20 protein-coding genes and 1 other RNA gene are annotated in these 24347 nt (G+C 67.1%); 15 read left to right on the forward strand and 6 right to left on the reverse strand.

Features of this window, described 5'->3' with window-relative positions:
- Positions 1–24 precede the first annotated feature (24 nt).
- The 3 genes from EO141_RS20705 to EO141_RS20715 all read left to right on the forward strand — a co-directional run bounded on the left by EO141_RS20705 (position 25) and on the right by EO141_RS20715 (position 2074).
- Positions 25–492, forward strand: coding sequence for a metallophosphoesterase family protein (locus tag EO141_RS20705; RefSeq protein WP_126941647.1), 468 nt, complete (start codon positions 25–27; stop codon positions 490–492).
- A 103-nt stretch (positions 493–595) separates the two neighbouring features.
- A non-coding RNA gene (locus EO141_RS20710) (sX9 sRNA) lies at positions 596–672 on the forward strand.
- Between the two features lie 253 nt (positions 673–925).
- A complete protein-coding gene (locus tag EO141_RS20715; protein ID WP_127170150.1) occupies positions 926–2074 on the forward strand; it encodes an aldo/keto reductase in 1149 nt (382 codons plus the stop codon).
- A 619-nt stretch (positions 2075–2693) separates the two neighbouring features.
- Here EO141_RS20715 and EO141_RS20725 read toward each other — a convergent pair.
- The 3 genes from EO141_RS20725 to EO141_RS20735 form a co-directional block, all read right to left on the reverse strand.
- A complete protein-coding gene (locus EO141_RS20725; RefSeq protein ID WP_241236708.1) occupies positions 2694–3518 on the reverse strand; it encodes a rhamnogalacturonan acetylesterase in 825 nt (274 codons plus the stop codon).
- Between the two features lie 333 nt (positions 3519–3851).
- Positions 3852–5471 carry a carboxylesterase/lipase family protein gene (locus tag EO141_RS20730; RefSeq protein WP_164739351.1) on the reverse strand — a complete coding sequence of 540 codons (1620 nt, stop codon included), beginning with the start codon at positions 5469–5471 and terminating at the stop codon, positions 3852–3854.
- The gene (locus EO141_RS20735; protein WP_127170195.1) at positions 5468–6493 is read right to left on the reverse strand and encodes an alpha/beta hydrolase; all 1026 of its coding nucleotides are present in this window, start codon (positions 6491–6493) and stop codon (positions 5468–5470) included. The genes EO141_RS20730 and EO141_RS20735 overlap by 4 nt, the downstream gene beginning before the upstream one ends.
- Positions 6494–6692: 199 nt before the next feature.
- Here EO141_RS20735 and EO141_RS20740 point away from each other — a divergent pair, with 199 nt between their 5' ends.
- From EO141_RS20740 to EO141_RS20785, 10 genes are all read left to right on the forward strand, one after another.
- Positions 6693–7514 carry a 2-keto-4-pentenoate hydratase gene (locus tag EO141_RS20740; RefSeq protein ID WP_127170153.1) on the forward strand — a complete coding sequence of 274 codons (822 nt, stop codon included), beginning with the start codon at positions 6693–6695 and terminating at the stop codon, positions 7512–7514.
- A gap of 37 nt (positions 7515–7551) precedes the next feature.
- A complete protein-coding gene (locus EO141_RS20745; RefSeq protein ID WP_104586361.1) occupies positions 7552–8550 on the forward strand; it encodes a TRAP transporter substrate-binding protein in 999 nt (332 codons plus the stop codon).
- A 10-nt stretch (positions 8551–8560) separates the two neighbouring features.
- On the forward strand, positions 8561–9082 hold the full coding sequence (locus tag EO141_RS20750; RefSeq protein WP_164739353.1) for a TRAP transporter small permease: 522 nt from the start codon (positions 8561–8563) through the stop codon (positions 9080–9082).
- Entirely contained in the window at positions 9082–10365 is a 1284-nt protein-coding gene (locus EO141_RS20755; protein ID WP_104586363.1) for a TRAP transporter large permease, read from the forward strand. The genes EO141_RS20750 and EO141_RS20755 overlap by 1 nt, the downstream gene beginning before the upstream one ends.
- Positions 10366–10581: 216 nt before the next feature.
- A complete protein-coding gene (locus EO141_RS20760; RefSeq protein WP_104650413.1) occupies positions 10582–12165 on the forward strand; it encodes a family 43 glycosylhydrolase in 1584 nt (527 codons plus the stop codon).
- A gap of 140 nt (positions 12166–12305) precedes the next feature.
- Positions 12306–13364 (forward strand): LacI family DNA-binding transcriptional regulator, encoded by a 1059-nt coding sequence (locus tag EO141_RS20765; protein ID WP_024939515.1) that lies wholly within the window; start codon positions 12306–12308, stop codon positions 13362–13364.
- A 621-nt stretch (positions 13365–13985) separates the two neighbouring features.
- A complete protein-coding gene (kduI, locus tag EO141_RS20770; RefSeq protein ID WP_104585805.1) occupies positions 13986–14840 on the forward strand; it encodes a 5-dehydro-4-deoxy-D-glucuronate isomerase in 855 nt (284 codons plus the stop codon).
- A gap of 181 nt (positions 14841–15021) precedes the next feature.
- Positions 15022–15777 (forward strand): 2-dehydro-3-deoxy-D-gluconate 5-dehydrogenase KduD, encoded by a 756-nt coding sequence (kduD, locus tag EO141_RS20775; protein ID WP_127170154.1) that lies wholly within the window; start codon positions 15022–15024, stop codon positions 15775–15777.
- A 123-nt stretch (positions 15778–15900) separates the two neighbouring features.
- On the forward strand, positions 15901–16563 hold the full coding sequence (locus EO141_RS20780; protein WP_127170155.1) for an RpiB/LacA/LacB family sugar-phosphate isomerase: 663 nt from the start codon (positions 15901–15903) through the stop codon (positions 16561–16563).
- Between the two features lie 221 nt (positions 16564–16784).
- Positions 16785–17903: a GDSL-type esterase/lipase family protein gene (locus tag EO141_RS20785; protein ID WP_164739354.1), complete on the forward strand. Its 1119-nt coding sequence runs from the start codon at positions 16785–16787 to the stop codon at positions 17901–17903.
- A 205-nt stretch (positions 17904–18108) separates the two neighbouring features.
- On the opposite strand, the gene EO141_RS20790 is transcribed toward EO141_RS20785, so the two are convergent.
- Positions 18109–18753: a DUF4375 domain-containing protein gene (locus EO141_RS20790; RefSeq protein WP_104650416.1), complete on the reverse strand. Its 645-nt coding sequence runs from the start codon at positions 18751–18753 to the stop codon at positions 18109–18111.
- A gap of 68 nt (positions 18754–18821) precedes the next feature.
- On the reverse strand, positions 18822–19712 hold the full coding sequence (phhA, locus tag EO141_RS20795; protein WP_126947692.1) for a phenylalanine 4-monooxygenase: 891 nt from the start codon (positions 19710–19712) through the stop codon (positions 18822–18824).
- Positions 19713–19839: 127 nt separating this feature from the next.
- Here phhA and EO141_RS20800 point away from each other — a divergent pair, with 127 nt between their 5' ends.
- Positions 19840–20322, forward strand: a complete 483-nt coding sequence (locus EO141_RS20800; protein WP_126941707.1) for an Lrp/AsnC family transcriptional regulator — start codon at positions 19840–19842, stop codon at positions 20320–20322.
- Positions 20323–20546: 224 nt separating this feature from the next.
- Positions 20547–22745: a TonB-dependent siderophore receptor gene (locus EO141_RS20805; protein WP_127170156.1), complete on the forward strand. Its 2199-nt coding sequence runs from the start codon at positions 20547–20549 to the stop codon at positions 22743–22745.
- A gap of 538 nt (positions 22746–23283) precedes the next feature.
- Here the strand turns inward: EO141_RS20805 and EO141_RS20810 are convergent.
- Complete coding sequence (locus EO141_RS20810) at positions 23284–24321, reverse strand: patatin-like phospholipase family protein (protein ID WP_104585789.1); 1038 nt, start codon at positions 24319–24321, stop codon at positions 23284–23286.
- Positions 24322–24347: the final 26 nt, after the last annotated feature.

Consider the following 24347-nt stretch of genomic DNA (forward strand, 5'->3'; position numbering starts at 1 on the left):
GCCCGCCACCTTCACCCACGCCCGATGACGGCTGCAGCCTTACGCATTGGCCTGATCTCCGACACGCACGGCCTGCTACGGCCCGAGGCCGTGGCTGCATTGCAGGGCTGCGCGGCGATCATCCATGCCGGTGATGTGGGCAAGCCGGAGATCCTCACCGCGCTGGGCGCGCTGGCACCGTTGCATGCAATCGCCGGCAATATCGACAACACGCCGTGGGCAGCGCAACTTCCGCAAACGCTGGACCTGCTGATCGCAAATGTGCGCATCCATGTGCTGCACGATCTGAAAACGCTGGCAGCGGATGTCGCCGCAGATGTGATCATCAGCGGACATTCGCACAAGCCAGCGGTCCAGACACGCGACGGGGTGCTGTACATCAATCCGGGCAGCGCCGGCCCGCGTCGCTTCAGCCTGCCGATCAGCGTGGGCACGCTGTGGCTGGGCGATGGCCCACCGCGGGCACAGGTGCAACTGCTGGAGATCCACTGATGGACGTTGGATCCATGCAATACGGACTTGTGCAGGGATCTGGAGTGGCTGGCAAAACGACTGCACAGCCGTCAGGCAGGCGCGCTCGGTGCTCGGAAGCAACATATGCCACGCGTGCACTGCGGTTCTGAGCGTGCCGTCCGCACACAGTCGACTACCGCTCGCGACGCTGTGTCAGCCGCTCTTAGGCAACGCCACGCGATGAAGTGTAGCGGCCGGGAACACAGGCCACTTCTGCATGTCCCGAGCATGCGGTGCATGCAATGACCACCAGCAGCGACCGCTGACAACCTGTGCTGACGTGCCTGCTTGCCTAAACCTGCACGCGGGCCGTTCGTTGCCTGCATGTGTACGCGCGCGCGCCTTGCGCTGACCTGGTCTGCACGCAGGCGGGACCATGCTTGTGCATCGAGTCGCCGCAAGGATTTCCCCCATGAATACCCGTCGCCAGTTCCTTTCCGCCGCCGCTGCCGGCACCGCCGCATTGGCTGCCGCCCCGTTGTTGGCGCAGACCTCCGCGCCCGGCAGCGTGATGCCCACGCGCGGCAAGGCCGCCGCTTCCGCGTTGCCGACCAATCCCGCAGCCAAGGGCGCGCGCTATCGGCCGTCGAGTCGCCTGGGCTTCGGTGGCGTGGCAATCGGCAACGGGTTTGCGCCCACCAGCGATGCGCAAAGCGAAGCAACCCTGGCGGCAGTGTGGGAATCGGGCGTGCGCTATTTCGATACCTCGCCGTGGTACGGCCTGGGCCTGTCCGAGCGTCGTACCGGCCACCATCTGCACAATCACGCTGCAGGCGACTACGTGCTGTCGACCAAGGTCGGGCGCCTGCTCACTGCCACCGACAAGCCGCCGAAGACGATGTGGCAGCAGCCCTCGCCCTTCGACTACCGCTACGACTACAGCGCCTCTGGCGTGCGTCGCTCGATCGAAGACAGCCTGCAGCGGCTGGGCGTGTCGCAGATCGATATCGCCTACATCCACGACCTGTCCCCGGAGAACGAGAAAGACCTCGGCATGCCGTGGGAACAGCGCTTTGCCGAGGCGGTGAAAGGCGCGATGCCCGAGCTGACCAAGATGCGCAAGGAGGGCCTGATCAAGGCCTGGGGCTTTGGCGTCAATCGCCCCGAGCCGGCCTTGCGTGCAATTGAGGAGGCCGATCCGGATATCTTCCTGCTGGCTTGCCAGTATTCGTTGCTCGACCACGCGCAGGCGCTGCACGACACCTTCCCGAAGATCGCAAAGCACGGCGCGTCGGTGGTGGTCGGTGCGCCGTTGTTGGCGGGCTATCTGGCCGGCCGCGAGCGGTATCTCTACGACGGCACCGTGCCGGAATGGGCACCGGCCAAGCGCCAGAAGGCACTCGCCATCTGCGAGCGCCACGGCGTGGATCTGCGCACGGTGTCGCTGCAATTTGCCGCCGCGCCGAGGGTGGTGTCCGCGGTGATTCCGGGTGCGCGCACGCCCGAGCAGGCGCATGCGAATGCGGCCTCGATGCGCGTGGCGATTTCGGCAGCGGTGTGGGAAGAGCTCAAGCGCGAGCAGGTGATCGAAGCGGATGCGCCAGTGCCTGTCGTGAGCTGATGCAGCTAGGAGCGACCAACAAAACCTGGCGAGCGAGTGCTTGTCAGTGAGTGCAGGGTCGACTGCGCGGTCCCTTCACCGCTCGCGGGACACGCCGTGAACCCATCCCCGGGGGCGCGGTGGCGGCATCCAAGCCGCCACACGGTCCCGCAATTGGTGAGGACACCGCACCAGGAAGTTGGTCGATTGCTTTGCCGAAAACCATACGCACCGACCCTCTCGACTAGTCCTTGCCCGCCCATCGTCGCGGGACCTTGAGCGGCATGGATGCCGCGCCAGAGCCTACATGGATGTACTTGCGGCGTGTCCCGCGATGGTGGGCGGGCAAGGGCCCTGCAGCAAACTCGCAGCGTCGAGATCGCGGTGCCCTCACCGCTCCAGACACTGTGCTGATTGTTTTATTGAAAGCCCTGCGTGCCAATCATCTCGACAGGTCTTGCCTGCCGCTGTCGCGGGACCTTACGCGGCATGGATGCCGCTACAAGGACGTACTTGCGGCGTGTCTCGCGATGGTGGGCGGGCAAGGGCCCTGCAGCCAGGCAGCACATCAGCCGGCCTGCAATTGACTGGCGTCAAGTAGGTTTGTTAGCCGCTCTAGTTGATCAGATGAAATGACGCATCACGGAATCAACAACGGCCGCAACGCGGGCACGTGCTTTGCCAACTCGTCGGCAACAATCGCCGCGAACAGATCCGCGCCGTCCGCACCAAGATGGGTGTAGTCGAACGCGAGTTTGGCCTGGCCCATCGGCTCGGCGTTGGCATTGTCCTGCGCGCTGGCGGAGACGCTGCCCGCTGCCGCAATCTTTGACGGCGGCGGCGCATGCAATGCCTGCACCGGCGTCTTGCCAATCGTGGTGCCCGATTGCGCGGCAAGCACTTGCGCGGGATCGGCAGGCCGCTGCGCCAGCCGCATCGCCAACACCGGACCCATGCCCTGCACCAGCGCACGACTGCGCGCATGCAGATCGATCAACGGCACCTGCAATTCCTGCGCAACCTTGCGCGTGGCCTCCGCCCACGGGCCAAGGTCATCCACTAATTGGCCGCGCGCGAACTGCCGCCGCGTCAATGGCGTGACCAGCACCGGAATCGCACCGGCGGCGCGCGCCTCGGCCACATACCGGCGCAGGTTGGCGGGGAATTCGGTCGTCAGGTCGGTGGAACGCCCCGGTTTGCCGGGTTGGTCGTTGTGACCGAACTGGATCAGCACATAGACCTGTCGATAACCGCCGCTGCGCAGCTCGTGCAGCGCGATCTCCCACGACCCTTCGGCACGGTAGTTGGAGGTGCTGCGGCCGCCGCGCGCCAGATTGAGGCAGCTCAGGAACGAGGTCACATGCTGTGCGCAGAAACTCGGCCCCCAGCCACCTTGCACGGCGGTGGTGGAATCGCCGACCAGCACGATCTTGCTGGCGGCAAGCTGCGTGCCGGTCGCGGGCACGCCAGATGCCGGCACGGGTGCAGGCGGCGCTTCAACGGCGTGTGCAGCAGGTGTAGCGGTTGCTGCCAGCAGGACCAGCGGTACGAGAGACAGGAAGCGCATGAGTCACCAGAGACGAAGAAGCGATCAAGAAACGGATGTCAGTCGGAAGACGAACGGAAGACGAAAGGCAGGCAGACGCCGAAATCGAGTTGGAAGACCAAAGGCAGTCAGAAAGCCCCAAGCACGATCACCGGGGCCACGCCTTGATCGGTGCCACCCTGTAGCGGCAAAAACCCTGCCGCTGCAGACGGCCATCAGCCCGCGCGAGGTGGCGCTCCACCACGCAGGCGCTCAAAACGTGCCGCGTTGAATGAAAGGCGCCTGCTGGTACAGCTTGCGCTCGCCACCGCGCGGGTCGTGTTCCAGCCGGCTCGGTGTATCGAACAGCAGCGTCTCGCGGCGTTGCAGCGAATACGGCGTCCAATGCGGCAGGCTGCGATGATTCGGGTTGCCGCTGCGCGCGAACGCCAGCAGTGCCTGGCTCATCTGCGCGGCCATGCGCTGCGCATCGGCACCGTCGCCGGTGCGCGCGCCGGGCTGCGCAATGGTGTCGAAGACCAGCGGAATATCCAGCGTGTGGAAGGCGCCGAACTTGCCGCCATCCAGCGGCGAGCCCCAGTCCAGCTGATACACCCAGGTCGGTGCGCCCTGGCGCGCACGCGCTTCGGCCTCTTCGACCGCGCCGCGCCACGAGCGGCCGGCGGTGGTCGCCGCAAAGAACACGTCCGAGGGCGAGTACTGCGGATACAGACGGCGATATTCGGCGATCACCACCTGCGGCAGCAGGTCGACGTATTGCTGGCTTTCCAGCCTGGCCGGCAGCTCGTCCCAGCTCAACGCGAAGTTCTTGGCGTCGTTGCCGAGAAACGCGCGCGTCTCGTCGCGGGTATTGCCGATCACCATGGGAATGCGGGCCGATTGCAGTGGCGCAGTCGGCCAGAATGGGTGCACCGGCACATTGCGCGCATCCAGCACCGGGCCGAAATACAACGCGCTGTTTTCCACCCGCGAGGGGTCGCGCAGCTGCGCGGCAGCCAGCAGCTGCGCCACCGGTAGCGTGCGGATCCGCGCAAGCTCGCCTGGCGCAAGTTTCAGCGCATCCAGCAGCAATTGCGCGCGCTGGGTGGCCGCGCGTGGCCCTGCCACGGTGACCTGTTGCCCGCTCATGGTCCAGGCGCGATGGAACAGGCCACGCGCGGCCGGCATCGCCATCAGCGTGGCGATCTTGGCGCCGCCACCGGACTGGCCGAACACGGTGACGTTGCCGGCATCGCCGCCGAATTCGCCCGCGTGCTGGCGCACCCACTGCAGTGCCTGGATCAGGTCCAGCTGACCGGCATTGCCGGAGTCGGCAAAGCCGGCATCGCCCAGCTGCGCCAGCGACAGGTAGCCGAACAGGTTGAGCCGGTGATTGACGGTGACCACCACCACGTCGCCGCGCTTGCACAGGCGCACCCCGTCGTACAGCGGGTCGCTGCCGGAGCCGGTGGTGTAGCCGCCGCCGTGGATATAGAACAGGATCGGCCGCTTGCCGCCATCGCGCAGGCCGGGCGTCCACACGTTGAGAAACAGGCAGTCCTCGCTGGTGGGTTCGCTGGCCTTGAGTTGCGGTGCGGCTGCACCGTAGGCGCCGGCATCGCGCACGTCCTGCCAAGGCGTTTCCAGCACAGGTGCCTGAAAGCGCCGCGCGGCGGTGTCGCCGCCGTACGGGATGCCCTTGAACACGCAGATGCCCTGGTCGCGATAGCCGCGCAGCGCGCCGCCACGCACGCGTGCCAGCGGCGCGCTGTCCTCGCGTGGCGGCGGTGCGGCCGCGCCGGCGACGCCGGGCAGCGCTGCTGCGGCAGTGGCAAGCAACCCGCCACGCAGCAGCGTGCGTCGGCGCGTGTCGGGCATGGACGGCGCTGTCATCGCGCCGCGTCCTGCGCAGGGATCACTGCCGGTGCCGGTGAAGATGCAGATGCAGGCGTCTGCCCCCTGGTGACATGCGCGATCCAGGCCTGCGCCAGCTGCGGCCATGCGGCCACGGTCAGGCCGGTGCCGCTGGCGGTGCCGAAGCCATGGCCGCCCTGCGGGAAGACATGCAGCTCGCTCGCCACGCCGGCGCGCAGCAGCGCCTCGTGCATCAGCAGGCTGTTGCGCACCGGCACCACGGTGTCGTCCTGTGCATGCAGCAGGAAACTGGGCGGCGTGCGGGCATCCACATGCAGTTGCGGCGAATACGCGCGCACCTGCGCCGCGTCTGGACTGCTGCCGAGCAGGCGCTCACGCGAGCCCGGGTGCGCGTTGGCGCTGTCCATGTCGATGACCGGGTAGATCAGCAGTTCAAAATCCGGCCGCGCGCTCAGCGCATCGGCCGCGTCCTGGGCCGGGTACACCTGCGCGGCGTAGCGCGTGCCCAGGCTGGCGGCGACATGGCCGCCGGCCGAAAAGCCCATCACCCCGACCCGCTGCGCATCGATGCCGTAGCGGGCGGCATTGGCGCGGATCAGCCGCAGCGCACGCTGTGCATCGGCCAGCGGCACGTCGGCGCCGTTCGGGTGGCCTTCGCCGGGCAGCCGGTAGCGCAGCACGAACAGGGTGATGCCGGCCTGGTCGACGAAGCTGGGCGCCAGCGCGCTGCCTTCGTTGTCGAGCACGATGCGCTGGTAGCCGCCGCCGGGGGTGACCAGCAGGGCGGTGCCGTTCGGCTGCCTGGGCCGATAGACCACCAGATACGGCGTGCTGATCTGCTGAATATAGCGATCGGGCAGCGCAGGGTCGCTGCTGCGTTGGACGATGCGTTGCGGCTGCTGCAGCGCCTTGTCACCCGGTGCCAGCCCCTTGGGCCACAGCGGGATCCGGCTGGCCTGCTCGGCTGCGGTCTCTGCGCCAGGTGCCTCGGCGGCCAGCACCGGCCCTGCCAGCAGCAAACCCATCACCCCCACGGTCATGCACCGGCGCATGAGGCTCGAAAACGCGGCAAACACGCGCGTCTGGCTTGTCTGTTCCATCCACCCCTCCCAGGGTTGCTTCGTTCCTGCGGCCACTTTGCCGCACTGCACATTGCCAATGACACCGGTTTACCATATACAGCACACCGTGCCACTGTCGATTGGCAGTGCAAAAAAAACACCTATCAGGGAGACACCCTTGAGCAACGACGCCGCCACTCCGCCATCGTCCACATCCTCGCTGTCGCAGATCGCGCAGCGCTTTGTGGAGGCACGCCGTGCAGGGGCATCGCTGCCCGACTTTCCCGGGCAAATCCCTGACGATCTGGTCACTGCCTACCAGGTGCAGGATATCGCCATCAGCCAGTGGGACGACCGGGTGGTCGGCTGGAAGGTGGGCTATATCGCTGCCGAGCGCCGCGACCATTCCGGCGACGAGCGCCTGCTCGGCCCGATCTTCTCGCACAAGCTCTGGAATGCCACCGGTGGAACAACCGAGTTTTCGATCTACGAAGGCGGCTTTGGCGCGGTCGAGGCCGAGTACGTGCTGCGCCTGGACGCGGACGCGCCGGCCGAGCAGACCCACTTCACCCCGGAGGAGGCGGCGCAGCTGCCGGCCACCTTGTTCATCGGCGTGGAGATCGCCAGCAGCCCGCTGGCCACCATCAACAAGCTGGGCCCGCGCGTGGTGATCTCCGACTTCGGCAACAACAACGGCCTGATCCTGGGGCCGGAAGTGACCGACTGGCTGGCGCGCGACGAATCTGCGCTGACCGCTGAAACCCTGATCGACGACCAGCTGGTCGGCACCGGCGGGGCCACCACGTTGCCGGGCGGGCTGCGCGCCGCCTACGCATTTGCGCTCGGCCGTTCGGCCCAGCGCGGGCGTCCGCTCAAGCGCGGTGATCTCATCGCCACGGGCAATGCCACCGGTATCCATGACATCGAAGTGGGACAGCATGCCCTGATTCGCTTCGCCGGCATCGGCGACATTTCCTGTACGGCTGTGTCCGCCAAGTAACGCCGGACCCAGTGACCAGACGCTTGGGAGGGCGCCAATGATCACACGCAGACATTTCCTCGGTGCCGGGCTCGGCGCCGCCGCGGCCGGCCCCTGGCTGGGCGCCGGTGCCACCACGCCGATTCCCGGTGGGCAGCTGCTCACCGCCACCGACGTGCACGTCGGCGACTACCCCACGGTGGAAGCGGTGCGCTGGTTCGGCAAGCAGCTCGAAGCGCGTACCAATGGCCGGCTCAAGCTGCGCCAGTACCACTCAGGCCAGCTCGGGCGCGAGTCGGAGGCGATCGACATGGCGCGCTTTGGTGCCATCGACATCACCCGCGTGTATTCGGGTGCGTTGAACAACACCTTTCCGCTGACCCAGGCGCTGTGCCTGCCGTACGTGTTCGACTCGGTGCCGCATCTGCGCCGCGCCATCGACGGCCATGTCGGCGACAGCGTGCTGCGCAGCTTCGAGCAGCGCGATCTGGTGGGCCTGGCGATCTACGATTCGGGCGCGCGCTGCTTCTACAACACCAAGCATCCGCTGCACCGCCCGGAAGATCTCAAGGGCCTGAAACTGCGCGTGGCCTCGTCGGACATCTTCCTCAAGCTGATGCGCATGCTGGGCGCCAATCCCACGCCGATGTCGCTGGGCGAGACGTTCTCGGCGATGGAAACGCACATGATCGACGGTGCGGAAAACAACATGCGCAGCTTCCAGTCCAGCCGGCATTTCGAAGCCGCGCATTACTGGTCGCAGAGCGAGCATTCCTACGCGCCGGACATCCTGGTGATGTCGCGGCAGAGTTTCCAGTCGCTGAGCCCGGCCGACCGCGGCCTGGTGGTGGAGCTGGCACGCGCCTCGGTCCCGGTGATGCGCAATCTGTGGGATGCCTCCGAGACCATCGCGCGCAAGCAGGTGATCGACTACGGCGTGAAGCTCAACCAGGTCGACATGCCGGCGTTCCGCGCCGCCGCCGCGCCGCTGCTGGCCGAATACCGCAAGCAGCCCGAGATCGAAGCGCTGTACCGCCGCATCCGCGATTTTGCATAGAGGTGACCCGATGACCGAACCCGAGACCGTCGCCGTCCCGGTCGCGCCGTTGCAGCGCGCGCTGGACCGCGTTTCCGATACCGCCGTTGGCGTGGCTTCCATCGCGCTGCTGGGCCTGGTGGTCGTGCAGGGCTGGCAGGTGTTCACCCGCTACGTGCTCAACGACTCGCCCAGCTGGACCGAGCCGGTGACGCTGCTGCTGCTGAGCACCGCGCTGAGCCTGGGCGCGGCCGCCGGCGTGCATACCAACCGCCACTTCGGCTTCTACCTGCTGGGCGAACACGTGCCACCGCTGGTGCGCCGCGTGTTCGACCTGATCCGCCCGCTGATGATCATTGCCATCGGCGCGGTGCTGGCGTGGTGGAGTGCGGCGCTGCTGCTCGATGGCCTGGACATCAAGATGGCCGGCGCGCAGATGCCGCAGAGCATCAACTACCTGCCGCTGTCGATCGGCGGCGCGCTGATGGTGCTCTTTGCCTTGTACAAGCTGTGGCGTGTGCTGCGCCCGATCCAGGCCGGAGGAGTGCGCTGATGGGCATCGCGATGTTGTTGGGAACCTTCGTGGTGCTGCTGCTGATCGGCGTGCCGGTGGCCTACGCCTTGGGCGCGGCCGCACTGGCCACGCTGCTGTATCTGGACCTGCCCACGGTCGTGCTGGTGCAGCAGATTTCCGCCGGCAGCGGCTCGGCGTCGTTGATCGCCATCCCGCTGTTCATCTTCGCCGGCGAGTTGATGTTGCGTGGTGGTATTTCCGAACGCCTGATCGCGCTGGCCTCGTCGCTGGTGGGGCGCGTGCGTGGTGGCCTGGGGCAGGTCAGCGTACTGTCGTCGCTGTTCTTCGGCGGCGTGTCCGGCTCGGCGATTGCCGACGTCTCGGCGGTCGGCGGCACCATGATCCCGCAGATGATCAAGCGCGGGTACGACCGCGATTACGCGGTCAACGTGAGCATGACCGCCGCGCTGGTGGCCTTGCTGGTACCGCCCTCGCACAACCTGATCCTGTTCTCGGCCGCGGCCGGTGGCGGGCTGTCGATCGCCGACCTGTTCGCCGCCGGTATCTTCCCCGCGCTGCTGATGACCGCAGCAATGATGGTCACCGGCTATGCGGTGGCACGCCATCGCGGCTACGGCACCGAGCCGTTCCCGGGCTGGCGCGCGGTGGCGCTGCGCCTGTTCGGCGCGTTGCCGGGCCTGGGCCTGGTCGCGTTGATCTTCATCGGCATCCGCGCCGGCATCTTCACCGCGGTGGAGAGTGCGGCGATCGCGGTGGTGTACGCCTTGATCGTCACCGCGCTGCTGTATCGCCAGCTGCGTTGGGCCGAGTTCTTCGCGGCAGTGACGCATGCGGCGCGCACCACCGGCGTGATCCTGTTCGTGATCGCCACCGCGGCGGTGTTCGGCTGGTTGCTGGCCTACCTGCAGGTGCCGGCGGCGGCGGTGAAGTTCCTGCAGGCGATTGCCGACAGCAAGAACACCGTGCTGCTGATGATCGTGGTGATGCTGTTGCTGCTGGGCATGTTCATGGACCTGGCGCCGAAGATCCTGATCTGCACGCCGATCTTCCTGCCGGTGGTCAAGGCTTACGGCATCGACCCGATCCACTTCGGTCTGGTGATGGTGCTGGCCGGCGGCATCGGGCTGATCACCCCGCCGATCGGCTCGGTGCTGTTCATCGGCACCTCGATCGGGCAGATCACCATCGCCCAGAGCATGCGCACGATCTGGCCGTTCTGGCTGGCGGCCTTGTGCGTGCTGTTGATCGTGGCGTTCTTCCCCGAACTGTCGCTGTGGTTGCCACGCGCATTGCGCGCGTAACGCCATGACGCGCTAAGCGATCGGGTGCCTGGTGGATGGGCGTGATCGATGCGGCAGGTGATGCCGCATCGATGCTCCACCTGCCGGGCGCGTGCGACGCCTTGCCGAGCGTGCAGGACGTTGCTGCCGGCGGGAAGGTTCCGCCTCATCCGGTTAACCGGTGGCATTGCCCACCGGTTGCCGCCAAGCCCCGGGATCCGGGGGACAGGAGAGAGCATGCGTACAGGTATCACTTCATCCCGATGGCGTTGGCTGCTGGCCAGCGGCCTGCTGCTGTGCGCCGGGCTCGGTGCCGCGGCCGACTGGAAGCGCGGCATCGAGCACCAGCGCGTTGCCGATCAAGGCAACGGCACCTTCCTCAACCCGGTGCTGGCAGGCGACCACCCCGACCCGTCGGTGCTCAAGGACGGGCAGGACTACTACCTCACGCTGTCCTCCTTCGATGCCTATCCGGGCCTGCCGATCTGGCATTCGCGCGACCTGGTCAACTGGCAGCCGCTGGGCCACGCCATCACCCAGAACGTCGGTGCGATCTGGGCGCCGGACCTGATCAAGCACGGCAAGCGCTATTACATCTACTTCCCGGCGCGGCGCGGCGACCAGGGCGAGCGCAGCAACTTCGTGGTCTGGGCCGACGACATCAACGGCCCGTGGAGCAAGCCGATCGACATCGGCCTGGGCAAGTACATCGACCCCGGCCATGCGGTGGGCGAAGACGGCAAGCGCTACCTGTTCCTGAGTGGCGGCGATTACGTGCAGCTCTCCGACGACGGCCTGAAGGTGGTCGGCACCCCGAAGCACGTCTACGACGGCTGGAAGTACCCGGAAAGCTGGGACGTGGAAGGCTACGCGCAGGAAGGCCCCAAGATCACCCGCCACAACGGCTGGTACTACATGACCACCGCCGTGGGCGGCACCGCCGGCCCGCCGACCGGGCACATGGTGATCACCGCGCGCTCGCGCTCGATCCACGGCCCCTGGCAGAACGCGCCCAACAACCCGATCACCCGCACCAGGAGTGCCGACGAGCCGTGGTGGTCGCGTGGCCACGCCACCCTGGTGGAAGGCACCGACAAACGCTGGTGGATGCTCTACCACGGCTACGAACACGGCTACTGGACGCTGGGCCGGCAGGCACTGCTCGACCCGATCGAATGGACCCCGGATGGCTGGTTCGTCGCCAAGGGCGGCGACCTGGGCACGCCGTTGAAAAAGCCCAGCGGGCAGGCCCTGCCGCATGGGCTGGCGTTGTCGGACGACTTCCGCGCCAGCACGCTGGGCCCGCAGTGGTCCTTCTTCAACCCGGCCGCCGACGAGGCCAAGCGGCTGCAGGTGGGCAATGGCGTGCTGCGCCTGCAGGGCAAGGGCAGCGCCCCGCGCGATGCCTCGCCGCTGACCGTGATCGCCACCGACCAGGCCTACCAGTTCGAAGTGCAGATGACCGTGGCACCGGGCGGGCAGGGCGGGGCGCTGCTGTTCTACAGCGACAAGCTCTACGCCGGCGTCGGCAGCAATGGCGAGCAGTTCGTCATGCACCGCTACGGCGAGGAGCGCCCGGCCAAGCTGGCGCCCAGCAGCACCGGCGGCAGCGTGTGGCTGCGCGTCACCAACAACCGCCACATCGTCACCATCCACAGCAGCACCGACGGCACCACCTGGACCAAGTACCCGGTGCAGATGGAAGTGTCCGGCTACCACCACAACGTGGCCGGCAAGTTCCTGGCCCTGAAACCGGCGCTGTATGCCGCCGGGCAGGGCCAGGTGGAGTTCCGCAACTTCCGCTACCGCGCCCTGGACTGACCGTTCTGCATTGGCGGGCATGTCGCGGCGCACCGGGCCGCGGCGCGTCCGGTGCTGCGGATGCGGGACATCGGCAAGCCTGCGACGGCTTGCCGACCCGCTGGCCGGTAGAATCCATTCAACTCGAACGGTTGACCGCTATGCCCGCCCGCAAGATGCCCGAAGAGGGAATGCCTGGCCTGCCGAAGGGCAAGGTAGCCACGATCAACGACATCGCCCGGATGTCCGGGGTCTCCAAGAAGACCGTCTCGCGGATCATCAACAACTCGCCGCTGGTGCGGCAGGACACCCGCGAGAAGGTCGAGGCGCTGATGCGCGAGGTCGGCTACGCGCCGGACCCGCTGGCGCGCGGGCTGGCGTTCCGGCGCTCGTTCCTGATCGGCATGGTCTACGACAACCCCACCGCGCAGTACATCGTGGACATGCAGTACGGCGCGCTGGACGCGCTGCGCGGCTCCAGCTTCGAGCTGGTGGTGCACCCCTGCGACAGCCGCAGCCCCGGCTACATCGAAGGCGTGCGCCGCTTCGCCCAGGCGCAGAAGCTGCACGGGGTGATCCTGGTGCCGCGCGCCTCAGAGGACCAGGCGCTGGCCGACATGCTGGCCGAGATCGGCTGCCGCTACACCCGCATCGCCTCGGTGGCGCTGGACACCACCTCGCAGACGGTGATCACCCACGACCGCGACGGTGCCGCCGAGGCGGCCGATTACCTGCTCTCGCTCGGCCACCGCGACATCGCGCTGGTCACCGGCCCCAGCGCCTACCGGTCCTCGATCGAGCGCACCTCCGGCTTTGCCGATGCGCTGACCCGGCGCGGCATCGAATTGCCACCCGAGCGCATCGTCGAAGCCGGCTACACCTTCGAATCGGGCGTGGCCGCGGCCGAAAAGCTGCTGCTGGGCAAGAAACGCCCCACCGCCATTTTCACCGGTAACGACGAAATGGCCGCCGGTATCTACAAGGTGGCGCTGCGCGCCGGCATCAGCATCCCGCGCCAGCTGTCGGTGATCGGCTACGACGACAGCTCGCTGGCCTCCCGGCTGTGGCCGCCGCTGACCTCGGTGCGCCGCCACACCCGCGACACCGGCCGCACTGCGGCGGCGATGCTGATCCAGCCCGACAACGCCCCCCAGCTGCCCACCGCCAGCGTGCGCCCGCACCTGATCGTGCGCGACTCCTGCCAACCGCCGGAAGATTGAGCGCCGCGCCGCGCCGGAAGATTTGAGGGCCGCGCGTCGCGCCCACGCGGTGCTGGCTTCCGCTCCACCTTGCATGACCGTGTGCCCGTCGAGGTGAGAACAGCTGGCGCGTTCGGCCAACGGCTTGCCCCCATCCGCCCTTCGGGCACCTTCCCCCGCAGGCGGGGGAAGGCAGTCCGCCGATCGCTGCCGTGAAGCCCCTCTCCCGCCTGCGGGAGAGGGGTTGGGGTGAGGGCAAGGCGGCAGGCAGCCATCTAAGCGCAACGTAGGCATGCGCCAGAAACGCGCCAAGACACCCCCCGCCGCGCATGCCGCACACCCGACACGCCGCTCCACCCTAGTAGTGCGTTGTGACCATCGGGGTGAGAACAGCTGGCTCGTTCGGCCAATGGCTGCCCCCATCCGCCCTTCGGGCACCTTCCCCCGCAGGCGGGGGAAGGCAGTTCGCCGACCGCTGCCGTGAAGCCCCTCTCCCGCTGGCGGGAGAGGGGTTGGGGTGAGGGAGGGGTCGCCGCACTGTCGAACCCCCATCGTGCACTGCGCAATGACACCGGTTAACCAGTGCCGGTAGAATGGCCCGGTGCCAGCCAATCCCCCCGCGCGTGGCACCGGAGATCGCGCATGTCCCTGTACTGCAAGACCCACTACGCCACCCATCCCGACGCCATCAAGGGCGCCAGCAACGACGACCTGCGCGAGCTCTATCTGCTCGATGGCCTGTTCGTCGACGATGCGGTCACGCTGAAGTACACCCACTACGAGCGCTTCGTGCTCGGTGGCGCGGCGCCACTCGGCACCGCATTGGAACTGCCCAGGCAGACCGAGCCGGCCTCCGCTGCCGGTCATGCCTTCCTGGAGCGCCGCGAGCTGGGCGTGATCAACGTCGGCGCGGGCACCGGCACCGTGACCGTGGACGGCACCGCCTACACGCTTGGCCCCAAGGATGGGCTGTACGTGGCAATGGGCAGTACCGATGTAAGCTTCGCTTCGGACGACGCCGCCAACCCGGCCAAGTTCTATCTGGCCTCGACGCCGGCGCATGCGCGCTTCGAGACCAGGCAACTCTCGATCAAGGATGCCGTGGCCCTGGACCGCGGCGCGCTGGAAACCAGCAACGAGCGCACCATCTACCAATACATCGTGCCGGCCACCTGCCAGTCCTCGCAGCTGCTGCTGGGCCTGACCGTGCTCAAGCCGGGCAGCGTCTGGAACACCATGCCGCCGCATCTGCACGACCGCCGCAGCGAGGTGTATTTCTACTTCGATCTCGGCGCCAACGACCGCGTCTATCACTTCATGGGCGAGCCCGAGGCGCAGCGCCACATCGTGATCCAGAACAACGAAGCGGTGGTGTCGCCGCCGTGGTCCATCCACATGGGCGCCGGCACCAGCAATTACGCCTTCATCTGGGCGATGGGCGGCGAGAACCTGGATTACACCGACATGCACGTGCTGGACATCTGCCAGCTCAAGTAAGCCTGATTCTCGCCATCGTTCGCTTCGGTAAAGCCTGCGATCCAGGCCAGCACCGGCAACGCCAGCGCGCTCCACCTCAGGCGTTCGCGACGCAGCAGTCGAAACGACATCAACGCATTCTGCCGCGCGCCGCGCGGTTCACTCATCACAACGTGGCACATCCAGCAGGAGCGATAAGGTAATGAGTAATCCGTTCAGTCTCGAAGGCAAGGTCGCACTGGTCACCGGTGCCAACACGGGCCTGGGCCAGGGCATCGCGCTGGCACTGGCACAGGCCGGCGCCGACATCGCCGCCGCCGGCATCCAGGCGCCGACCGAGACCGAAGCACTGGTCAAGGGCCTGGGCCGCCGCTTCATCGCCATCCAGGCCAACCTGATCAGCGTCGAGCCGGTCGAGCGCATCCTCAAGGAAACGCTGGACGGCCTGGGTCGCCTGGACATCCTGGTCAACAACGCCGGCCTGATCCGCCGCACCGACGCGGTGGATTTCAGCGAGCAGGATTGGGACGACGTGATGAACGTCAACCTCAAGTCGGCCTTCTTCATGGCGCAGGCCGCCGGCCGCCATTTCATCGCCCAGGGTAGCGGCAAGATCATCAACATCGCCTCGATGCTGTCGTTCCAGGGCGGCATCCGCGTGCCGTCCTACACCGCCAGCAAGTCCGGTATCGCCGGCATCACCCGCCTGCTGGCCAACGAATGGGCCAGCAAGGGCGTGACCACCAATGCCATCGCGCCCGGCTACATGGCCACCGACAACACCGCCCAGCTGCGTGCCGACCAGGAGCGCAACAAGGCCATCCTGGACCGCATCCCGGCCGCGCGCTGGGGCGTGCCGGCCGACCTCGGCGGCACCGCGGTGTTCCTGGCCAGCAGCGCCTCGGACTACGTCAACGGCGCCATCATTCCGGTCGACGGCGGCTGGCTGGCACGCTGAGTCAAACGCGCTTTCCTGCGGGCATTGCGTCATTCCTTCTCCCTCCGGGAGAAGGTGCCCGCAGGGCGGATGAGGGCCATCCACATTCGAAACAACGTCCCCAAACCCAATCGGAGCATTCCCATGAAAATCGCACTCATGAACGAGTTCAGTCAGGCCGGCAAGAACCCGGTGATCCTGCAGCAGCTCAACGACGTCGCCGGCGAGCAGGGCCACACCGTCTTCAACGTCGGCATGGACGGTGACAACGACCATCGCCTGACCTACATCCACCTGGGCATCGTCGCCAGCCTGCTGCTGAACTCCAAGGCCGTGGACTTCGTCGTCGCCGGCTGCGGTACCGGCCAGGGCGCGATGATGTCGCTCAATGCGCATCCGGGCGTGTTCTGCGGCTACTGCATCGAGCCGACCGACGCCTACCTGTTCGCCCAGGTCAACAACGGCAACGCGCTGTCGCTGGCATTTGCCAAGGGCTATGGCTGGGGCGCGGAAATCAACGTGCGCTACATCTTCGAAAAAGCCTTCAGCGGCGAGCGTGGCCTGGGCTACCCGGCCGAGCGTCGCGAATCGCAGGCCGCCAATGCCGGCATCCTGACCCAGGTCAAGCAGGCCACCGCCAAGTCCTACCTCGACGGCCTGCGCGCCATCGACCCGGAGCTGATCAAGCAGGCCGTGGGCGGCGAGCGTTTCCAGCAGTGCTTCTTCGACAACGCGCAGGACGCCGAGATCCGCGCCTTCGTCGCCGGCGTGCTGGGCAAGCCGGAAGCCACTGCAGCAGCTGCGTAATTAGCCACTGCGTTTTAGCCCCTCTCCCGCCGGGAGAGGGGTTGGGGTGAGGGTAAGGCGGCAGACAGCTGCCCTGAACGGGGAGGCTTGAAAGGCTTGAGACGACAGTATGGCCGTCCAACATTTCCTGTGCCGCCGCATCCTCATCCGCCCTTCGGGCACCTTCTCCCGATGGGAGAAGGAAAAGCGTCGCGTACTTAGCATTGTTCCCGGAGCCCACCATGCGTCTGCTGCTGTTCGCATTGCTGCTGCTCTGCGCAAATAATGCCCGTGCCGACCCACACCGCATCTTCATCGCCGGCGATTCCACCGCTGCCGAATACGGTGCCGAGCGTGCGCCGCAGGCCGGCTGGGGCCAGATGCTGCAGGAGTGGTTCGACCCGGCGCAATGGCAGGTGCGCAACCATGCCAAGGGCGGCCGCAGCACCCGTAGTTTCATCGCCGAAGGGCGCCTGGACGCCATCGCCAAGGACCTCCGTGCCGGCGACGTGCTGCTGATCCAGTTCGGCCACAACGACGCCAAACACGAAGATCCAACCCGCTACACCGACCCGCAGGGTGACTATCAGCAGTTCCTGCGCCGCTATATCGCCACCGCGCGCGACAAGGGCGCCACGCCGATCCTGATCACCCCCGCAGCCCGCCTGCTCTACGACTTCGGCGCGCTGCTCGACACCCATGGCCGCTACACCCTGGCCATGCAGCACGTTGCCGCGCAGGAACACGTCGGCCTGATCGATCTCAACGCCAGTTCCAGCGCCTGGATCCGCGCCCTCGGCGAACAGGCGGCCAGACCCTATTTCCTGTTCGTTCCCGAACAGGGCAAGGCCGATGGCACCCATTTCAGCCGCGCCGGCGCCACGGCCGTGGCGTGCCTGGTCGTGCAGGGCTGGGTGCAGCTGCAACCTGGTCTCGCAGCACAGCTGCGCCGCGATGCCGACTGCGGCGCTGCCGCGGACACCGCCGCCCAACGCGCGGCGCAGGCGCATCCCTCGCTGGTGGTACACGAACGCGACCTGGCACGCCCACAACCCGGCCCGCACGGCGGCGCCGGCCCCACCACGGCGTATCCGTTCTTCGCCGATGCGCCCGACCTGAAATTCGTGCTGCGCAAGCGCGTGCTGCACAAAGGCGCCGGCATCGGCCTGCACCTGCACGACAAGGACGAGATCTACTACATCGTCAGCGGCCGTGGGCTGTATGCGCTGGATGGAAAGCAATACGCAGTCAGCGCAGGCGATGCGCTGCTGACACGGCCGGGAAGTACGCACGCCTTGCAGCAGGCCGGCGAGGAACCGCTCGTGCTGCTGTTGGCCTATCTTCCCAAGCCGGCAGGGTGAGCCGTCATCTTGGTGCATCGCAGGTGGCGGCACCGCAGATACGATGCCCAACCGCTACCTGCACCACGGCGCTGTCGCGCGGTCCCGGCCGCAGCCCTGTTCGCAAGCCGACGACCGTCGGCAGCATGTGCCGACAACGCGTGTAGCGTCGATGCGCACCATCGCCACCTGCCGCCCGCACCTGTCCAGCGGCCAGCGTGCGCTGTTACGCCTTGTCGACCCCGTAGTGGGTCAGCCCCAGCCGGGCCAGTTCGCCGCAGCGGCGGTAGTAGACCTCTTCCCAGCCATCCACGCGCTGGCGGTCGGTCTCGCTCATGGCATCGAGGATGTCTTCGATGCTGAGCAGGTTGGGGTCTTCTTCCAGGCGTTCGAATACCGTGCCCAGGCCTTCGATCGCCTGGCGCGCCTGTGCCGCGCCCATCGCGGCCAGCCCCTGCAAGGCATCGCGCCGGGTGGCGGCATCCCAGCGGTCGAAGTAGCGCGCATAGCCGCTCTCGCTCATGTCCGCATCCAGCCGTGCCAAGGCCACCAGCTCGCGCTCGCCCGGCGAGAGGGCATCCATGCGCCCGCGCAGCGCGCTCAGTTTGGTTTGCGCGCGTGCGCTGCGCCGGCGCCACAACAGCTCGGGCATGTTGAGCAACCCGTCTGCCGTGGGGGGCGCCACTGCCGGCCAGTTCACCCCGAAGCCGTCGTCGGTGAGCTGCCACTGCGCGCGCTGCGGCGGCGCTGCCTTGAACAACAACCGATGCGCCTGGATCGGCTCGTCGATGCGGATGCCGTTGGCCAGGGTGAACAGCAGGCGGGTGTCGTCCAGCTCCAAACGCCGGATGCGAAGCTGCGTCAGGTCCATTGAGCGAGGGCGGTGTGGGAAGGGTCGACCATAGTCCGGCTCGGCGGTGGTGTCGAGTCGGTGCAGCCTCAGACGTCGCCGTCTGTGCTCCAGCCGTCGCCGCTGCCGCGCTGCAGGACCCGATCGGTGTCCAGCACCGTGCCGGCCGGCACCTGCGCCTGCTGCGCGAGATCGGCATAGATCGGGGTGAAGTCAGGTGCGGTGGCGTCCATCAACTGCGCAAAGCTGTCGATGACGAAGTAGGTCTTCTGAAAGCTGTCGATGCGGTAGCGCGTGCGCATGATCCGTTGCAGGTCGAAGCCGATCCGGTTGGGCGCGGGCGATTCCAGCGAATGCAGCGATTCGCCCTTGGACGACACGATGCCGGCACCAAAGATGCGCAGCCCCTGCGGCGTGGCGATCAGGCCGAATTCCACCGTGTACCAATACAGGCGGGTGAGGTTCTGCAGTGCGTCCGCACCGATGCCGTGTGCCTTGACTCCGCCACGGCCATAGGCCTGCATGAAGTCGGCAAACAGCGGATTCATCAGCAGTGGCACATGCCCGAACAGGTCGTGGAACAGGTCCGGTTCGGCGATGTAGTCGATCTGCTCGGGGCGGCGGATCCACCAGGTCACCGGGAAGCGCCTGTTGGCCAGATGCTCGAAGAAATCCAACTCCGGCAGCAGGCCTTGCACGCCGACCAGGGTCCAGCCGGTGGCCGCCTGCAGCACCGCATTGAGCGCATCGAACCGCGGAATGTGGGTCTCGCCCATGCCCATTGCATCCTGCGCCTGCAGGAATTCGTCGCAGGCGCGGTCCACCAGCAACGCGCGCTGGCGGCGATACAGGGTGCCCCAGGTGGCGTGGTCGTCGGCGCTGTAGCCCTCCCACGGCTGCTCGATCACGGCGGTGGTGTAGACCGGCACATAGCCCTTGTCGGTGAGCTGGTTTTCAACGCGTTGCGGTGCGGTGTTCATGCGGCAGCGGTTCCCGATGATCAGCGCTCACCTTAGCCCGACGGCCACGCAACGGGATTGCGAATCTTGCGTGCCCAAGCCCTTCAAGCGCAAGATTCGTGCGTTATCCACTGCTGCTGCGCAACATATGGACCAGCCAATCGCCCTGGACCGCACCGATTTGCGGCTGCTCGCGCTGCTGCAGACGCAGGGCCGCAGCAGCAATGCGGAGCTGGCGGTGCAGGTCAATCTGTCGGCCTCGGCCTGCCTGCGCCGCACCCAGCGGCTGGAGGCGGCCGGCATCATCGCCGGCTATGGCGCGCGCCTGGATGCCAAGGCACTGGGGCTGGGGCTGCAGGCCTTCGTGCGGGTGCAGCTGGAGCAGCACGGCCAGGCCGATATCGAACATTTCGCCGCGGGCGTGCGCGGCTGGGACGAGGTGGTGGCCTGCTGGGCGCTCACCGGCGACATGGATTACCTGCTGCAGATCCAGGTGCGCGACCTGGAGCATTTCTCGCGCTTCCTGCTCGACCACCTGCTCAATGCGACCGGCGTGTCCGACGTCAATTCCAGCTTCGTGCTGCGCACGGTGAAAGCGCCGGAAGGCTTGCCGCTCTCGCATCTGGGATGATCCGGCCGGTTGCAGGACAGTCACGCACGCACTGTGACTTGCCTCTCAAACGCAAACGATTTACATTTACGTAACATCCGGCGGCGTCCGGCATGTCTTCTCGTCGATCCGCCAGCCCGGCAGGGCCAGCCAGCTCGTCGCCCGAGTGGGACGCGCCGCGCATGCCTGCGCTTTCCTGCCCCGTGACGCCACGCGTCCCGCACCGATCGATGAGAAACCTTCCAATGCCCGCGATTTCCCCCCCTTTGGCCACGTTGTCCGCTGCCTTGCTGTGCGCGTTGGCGCTGACGCCCTGTGCTGCGCGTGCCGCCGATGCCGCCGATGCAAGCAACGCCAAGACGCTGGACCAGGTCAACGTCAACGGGGCGGTGAGCCGCGCACAGCCGGCCACCACCACGCGCCTGCCGCTGACCCTGCAGGAAACCCCGCAATCGGTGAGCGTGATCGGGCTGCAGCGGCTGGAAGAGCAATCGCTGTTCAGCATCGACGATGTGATGCGCAACGTCACCGGCGTCAACGTGTCGTTCTACGACACCCAGCGCCCGCTGTATTACGCACGCGGCTTCCAGATCACCGACTTCCAGGTCGATGGCCTGCCCACCTACAGCGGCGCGACCAACCAGGAATACGACACGGTCTTCTATGACCGCATCGAGGTGATCCGCGGCGCCAATGGCCTGCTCACCGGCGCCGGCATTCCCTCGGCCACGGTCAACCTGCTGCGCAAGCGCCCGGGCAAGGACTTCGATGCCTCGTTCGCGGTAAGCGCGGGCACCTGGGATTTCCGCCGCATGCAGGCCGATGTCAATGCGCCGCTGACCGACGACGGACGCTGGCGCAGCCGCGTGGTGGCGGCCTGGCAGGACCGCGACTATTACTACGACCGTTACCACGACAACAAGATGTCGGGCATGGCGGTGCTGGAAGGCGACCTGACCGACAGCACCACGCTCACCGTCGGGTATCAGCGCCAGGACAACACCCCCGTCGGCTCGACCTGGGGCACGGTGCCGTTCTTCGCTGCCGATGGGTCGCCGGCCAACCTGCCGCGTTCGACCAACATGGCGCCCACGTGGAGCCGCTGGCAGCGCGAAACCAGCACCGCCTTCGCCAACCTCGAGCAGCGCTTCGGCGAGAACTGGTTGCTGCGCGTCAACTACGCGCACACCAAGGGCGATGTGCAGAGCCTGCGCGCCTATGGCACCGGCTATCCGGCCGCCGATGGCAGCGGCATCTTCCTGCGCACTGCCGCCGGCGAAACCAGCGATGCGCGCGACGGCGTGGACGTGTACCTGTCCGGCGGTTTCTCCTTGTTCGGCCGCCAGCACGATGTGGTGGTCGGCGGCAGCTGGCAGGATCTGCAGTCGACCTCCTACGGCGTCGCGCAGACCTATCCCGATGACTGGGCCACCTGCGATGGCGAACGTTGCTATTTCATCCCCAACATCCGCAACTGGGATGGCGATATCTCCGAAGTGACCTATGCGCGCAACGGCCGCCGCAGCGAAGCACGTACCACCCAGCGCGGCGTGTATGCCTCCACACGCTTCCGCCTGGCCGACCCGCTGTCGCTGATCGCCGGCGCCCGCCTGAGCTCCTGGGAAACCCGCACCCAGGCCTTCAGCACCAGCGGCGCCTACACCGGCACCAGCGGCCGCTACGAGGTGAGCGACGAAGTCACCCCGTACGTGGGGCTGGTCTATGACATCGTGCCGGACGTGTCGCTCTACGCCAGCTATACCGAAATCTTCAATCCGCAGAACTTCCGCGACAAGGACAACAACCTGCTCGCCCCGGTGGAAGGCTCCAACCTGGAGGCCGGCATCAAGGCGCAGGTGTTCGACGGCCATGCGATGGCCACCGCTGCCGTGTTCGAGGCCAAGCAGGACAACTTCGCCGTGCGCGACATGACCCAGCCGGAATCCTCGCTGCCGGACGGCAATTCGGCCTACATCGGCATCAACGGCACCAAGAGCCGTGGCTGGGAAATGGATGTCAACGGCGAGATCCTGCCCGGCTGGACCGTCAATGCCGGCTTTACCCATGTCAAGGTGACGCGCCCGCCCACCGATGCGATCTACGCCAACCTGCCCGAGGATTACCTGCAGCTGTCCACGCAGCTGCGCCTGCCCGGTGCCTGGGAGCGCCTGAGCATCGGCGGCGGCGTCAGCTGGCAGAGCGCGGTACGCGGCTTCAACATCGCGCGTCCCACCGGCGACGTCACCGGCGCCACCACGCCGGTGACGGTGGTGCAGAACGCGTATGCACTGGTGCACTTCAACGCCAACTACCGCATCAGCGATCAATGGACCGCCACGTTGGCGGTACGCAATGCCTTCGACAAGCGCTACTGGGCCAACCTGGATTACCAGAACTACGGCGAGCCGCGCTTTGTCAGCGTGTCGTTGCGTTGGCGCTACTAAGGCGTTGCCGATGATGCGGATGCGTTACCGGTAAGGCATCGCGGCCAGGGCCGCTCCTACAGGAGCGGTGCTGGCCGCGCCGTTGACCACTGCACCCGACGTCACCGTAGGAGCGGCCCCGGCCGCGACCCACCCGCCACACCGTCAGCGCCCCCAAAACGCCGCACCTCGTAGGAGCGGCCCCGGCCGCGACCCACCGGCACGCCGTCAGTCCCCCAAAACGCCGCACCTCGTAGGAGCGGCCCCGGCCGCGACCCACCCGGCACGCCGTCAGTCCCCCAAAACGCCGCGCCCTCGTAGGAGCGGCCCCGGCCGCGACCCACCGGCATGCCGTCAGTCCCCCAAAACGCCGCACCTTCGTAGGAGCGGCCCAGGCCGCGACCACGCCCGGCACATCGACACAGCAGCAATACCGCAGTCGCCCCACGCATCGGCGTTAAAAGCGCGCATCGCAAACAGGCACGCCACACCCGCGTCGCTCCGCATGGCCGCGCGCGGTACCCGCATCACCTCCGCATTTCCTCGCACTGCATCGGCCTCACGGCGCGACGCAGGCCTCGTCCTTGCCGCGCAGTTTCTGCCAGCGCGAGCGCTCTGCCAGACAGCGCCGATACGCGTCCGCCTTGGCGGCGGCTGCCTGCTCGGCGGCAGTACGCGTGGCGCTGCTGCGCTGCGCCTGCAACTGCGCGATCCTGGCGCGGATCTGCGGCATTGCCGCCATCGCGGCCCGTTCGCCTTCCAGGATGGCCGCACCACGCTGGTTGAAGTCGGCCGAGCCGATGTCGCTGACCTTGGGACGGATCACCACGTCGGCACGCTTGAGTTCGGCCTCGCCCAGGCGCTGGCCCATGATCGAGATCGACTGGTTGACGGTGCCGAGCAGGTCGCCGGGATTCTTGCCGCTGGCCTTGCTGGAGATGTCCACCGCCACCACGAATTCGGCACCGAGCTGGCGCGCGGCATCCACCGGTACCGGGCTGACTACGCCGCCGTCCACATAGTGGTATTGGCCGATGGTCACCGGCTCGAACACGCCGGGAATGCTGCTGGACGCGCGCACCGCCTGGCCGGCATTGCCGCGCACGAACACGGTGCGTTCGCCGTCTTCCAGGCGCGTGGCGACCGCCGCGAACGGCTTGCGCAACTTGTCGATCGGCTTGCCGCCCAGTTGCGCATTGACGTAGTCCTGCAGCTTCTGGCCCTGCACCAGGCCGCCGGAAAAGATCCGCACATCGCGGATGCTGGTCTGGTCGAGGGCAACGGCTTTTTCCTGCATCTGGAACGCATCCATGCCGCTGGCATACAGCGCCCCGACGACGCTGCCGGCGCTGGTGCCCGACACCACCACCGGCGCAAAGCCGTTGGCCTCGAGCATCTTGATCACGCCGATATGCGCAAAGCCCTTGGCAGCGCCGCCGCCGAGCGCAATGCCGATCTTCACCGGCTTGGGCGCGCCGGCAGACGGCGCCTGCACGACCGGCGCCGGTGCCGCCGGACGCGGCTCGCCGCCGCAGGCGCAAAGCAGGCCGAGCAAGGACATCAGGGCGAGAAGGCGGGGGCGGCGGAGCGCGGTCATGGCGGAAATGTCGATGGGAAAGGCGA

It is taken from the genome of Xanthomonas sp. BRIP62415, assembly GCF_003993515.1.
GTDB classification, from domain to species: domain Bacteria; phylum Pseudomonadota; class Gammaproteobacteria; order Xanthomonadales; family Xanthomonadaceae; genus Xanthomonas; species Xanthomonas euroxanthea.